We start from the raw sequence: 3,366 nt of genomic DNA on the forward strand, positions 1-3,366 counted from the left end.
CGTTTGTTGGCGAGCCGTCCACCGGGCTGTCTGCCTGGCTCTGCCCTGGTGGCAAACCTTTAGTCGCACCAAAAAGATCCCTGAGCCGGGTCGCTGAGGAAAGCGTGATAAAACCCCGCAGCATCGTGCCGATCTCCGCTGGCAGCACCGTATAAGGCGACACCAGTCGGGCACCCAGCGCAACACCCTCGAAAAAGCTACTGTCCTTCCCACCGGGGCTGCCAAAAGTGAAGGCCGGACCTTTATCCGGTTGCACCGACGACTGCATCTTGGGGGGGTACATAATCAGGATCCCAGGACTGCCAAAATGGAATAAAACCATCCCAGAAAGCGACCCTCATCCCTGCCCATACGCCCCATTTCTCCCCTGGCTGAACCGGTATGGAGCCCGAGACAGTGGCTGCGCCTGTTAACTGAACAGTAGGTTGAGATATCAACGTTATTCCCTCGCAAAATAAGGGCAAGGGTAGACAAGGCACAGGCGATGCAAGGAACCGTTTGAATTATTGGTAACGGGCAATGGGCAAGAAATCTTATAAAACAGGAAAAAAGCCGGGAATATAGTTTGAGGTAATAGTTACGTTCTATTTATTTCGTACCCGGGAACTTTCCAGTTTATTTAATGCCTTTACTCAAACTCTTGATTTTCTGATTCAATACCTTCTGATGCTATGAAAACCATTGATAGCACCCCAGCGACTACCCCCCCCGTATGCAGCATTTGCCATGAAAGCAGTATGGGCAAGTCAGGGCCAAGGGAGATGGTCACCACCGCCTGTCATCACCGTTTTCACTTGCGGTGCATTACCAACTGGCTTGATGAACAACCACTGCATGGACGGCACTGCTATGTCTGTCAGCAACCGGTAATACCGCTGATTCGTCAGGCTCCGGTGGGATATCGGTTGCCCAACAAATATTGCGAGGCAGCGCCGGTCCAGGCTTGCACGATCGGTGATCTCGAGACCCTCCAGACGTTTCTGAAATCCTGTCCGGATATTGTGCAGCAGTCCTTCAAGTCGCAGGTTACCGGTAACAACGTGTTCTTGCTGTTTGTCGCCGTCAGCCATGGCCATGAGAAGATTGTCAAAACCCTGGTGGCCGCTGGGGCAAACCCCAATATCTCCGGTGAGGACTGTGCTCCACCGCTCTATGTTGCCGCCCTGAAAGGCCATCCCCCTATGGTCCGCCTCCTGCTCAGTCTTGAGGCTGACCCCAACACGGCCTTCCAGTATCGTTCAACTGCACTGCATATTGCCGCCGAAAAAGGGCATGAAGAGGTGGTATTCGCCCTCGCCAGGGGTGGGGCAAATCTCAATGCCGTCCTGAAGCGCGGAGAAACGCCCCTGTTTCTGGCCGCCCGCGCAGGCCATGTAAAGGTGGTTGCCATGTTGCTCGAGTGTGGGGCCGTTCCCGATGCCTGCTGCAAGGATGGCTCAACGCCCCTGTATATTGCCGCCCGGGAAGGCCGGGAAGCCTGTGTACAAGTGCTGCTGGCTAACGGCGGATCTCCTGGCCAGGCCAGCAAGAGTGGCTGGACCCCACTGCTTATCTCTGCCCACCAGGGACATGCAACCATCGCACAACTATTGCTGGATGCCGGGGTTCATCCCAATAAGGCTCTGAAGGACGGAACCACCCCACTCCATCTTGCTGCTCGCCATGGCCACAGGCTGTGTTTGCAGACCCTGCTCGGCGATCCCCGGACTGATCCAAATGCGGCCACCCATGATGATGATTGGACGGCACTGCACATGGCCGCCAGCAGTGGTTGTGAAACCTGTTTGCAACTGTTGGCTGAGGATGCCCGGACCCGGCTCAATGGGATCTGTGAAGATGGCTATACTGCCTTGCATTTGGCGGCACGGGCTGGCCACCTGGCGATTGTGCTGGCCCTGATCAACAATGCTGCAAACCTTGATGCTGCCAGTAACGATGGTACTACTGCCCTGCACCTTGCTGCCCAGTACGGCCACGCCAGTATCGTCATGGCCCTGGCGGAGAGGCAGGCGAATATTGAGGCCCGATTGGTGACCGGCGAAACTCCCGTATTCATCGCCGCCCAGTATGGCAGCCTGCGGTGCCTGGTAACCCTGATCAAGGCCGGGGCAGATATCCATGTTGCCCGGAATAACGGCGAAACACCGCTATTCAGTGCCGTCCAGCAGGGACTTTTTCCGATCGTCGAGCATCTGATTGCCATTGGGGCGAGAGTTAACTTTACCGCCATGGACGGTTTGACGCCTTTACACATCGCGGCAGAGGGTGGCTTCCGGGATATCGCAGGGGCCCTGATAACCAAAGGTGCCGATCCCGGGGCAGTTTCTGACAACGGCTTAACGCCGCTGCATGTGGCCGCCCGGCATGGCAAACTGAGCGTCCTGCAGGTTCTGCTGGCAGACAGCAGGGCAAATACTTTTATCAATGCGGCCCTGAACAATGGCAAAACCGCGCTGTACATTGCCACACTTAAAGGCTTTGAGGCCATCGCCCAGGCCCTGCTCGAGGCCGGGGCTAATCCCGGCATTGCCCACAACAATGGCCTGACACCCTTGCATCTGGCCGCCAGTGCTGGCCATGAGAGGATTGTGGAAGCGCTGATTGCTGCCAATACGGACATCAATGCCCGACTGAGCACCGGTGAAACGCCCCTTTACCTGGCGGCCCAGGAAGGTAGAGTCAAGATCGTCCAATACCTGATCAGGCAGAAGGCCGAACTTGACCTTACCAGTAGCGATGGCTGGGCAGCCCTGCATATTGCCGCAAAACGTGGCCACCTGCCCATTGTCACCCGCCTGTCCAATGGCTGGGCAAACATCAACCTGGCCACTGAAGATGGCTCAACGGCCCTGCACCTGGCAGTAGAAACGGAGAACAAGGCCATTGTGAAATTTCTGCTGGACAACGGCGCGGATACCAATATCGCCCGCCAGAGTGGCAAGACCCCCCTGCTCAGTGCCGTCCTCAAGGGGTCTGAGAGTTCCGTGCTGGAATTGCTGACAAAAGGCGCAAACCCCAACCTCGCCGACCGCAACGGCACCAGCCCCCTTGATCTGGCCTGTCATCAGGGCAACCAGCCGATCATAAAAATACTGCGTAAGGCCGGGGCAAAAAAACATAATTGCCCCGTTCAGTAACCGTGCCGGTTTTTTCAGCCCGGGCGGCTTTGGAGGAGGGGTTTCGGAGCGTGGTTCACTGACAGGTTCCTCTTGCCTCTTTACTGACGGCTTCTATCATCGACTGGGCACCCGCCTCCTCTGCCTGCCCCACAGTATTGATGGCCACCAACTCCTGCGAGTCATCGGCAGCGGCAGGGGATGACCCGCGGCAATAATGACGATAAATGTACCTCCCTGCCACCACCCC

At 56.7% G+C, this 3,366-nt stretch carries 2 protein-coding genes; one reads left to right on the plus strand and one right to left on the minus strand.

Features of this window, described 5'->3' with window-relative positions:
• Positions 1-283 (minus strand): hypothetical protein (locus ACO6V1_RS23030; protein ID WP_422468818.1); only part of this gene is annotated, 283 nt, incomplete at its 3' end.
• 454 nt (positions 284-737) lie between these two features.
• On the opposite strand from ACO6V1_RS23030, the gene ACO6V1_RS23035 reads away from it, so the two are divergent.
• The gene (locus ACO6V1_RS23035) at positions 738-3,137 is read left to right on the plus strand and encodes an ankyrin repeat domain-containing protein (RefSeq protein ID WP_422448028.1); all 2,400 of its coding nucleotides are present in this window, start codon (positions 738-740) and stop codon (positions 3,135-3,137) included.
• Positions 3,138-3,366: the final 229 nt, after the last annotated feature.

It is taken from the genome of Endozoicomonas sp. ALC013, assembly GCF_049310205.1.
Classification (GTDB): Bacteria; Pseudomonadota; Gammaproteobacteria; order Pseudomonadales; family Endozoicomonadaceae; genus Endozoicomonas.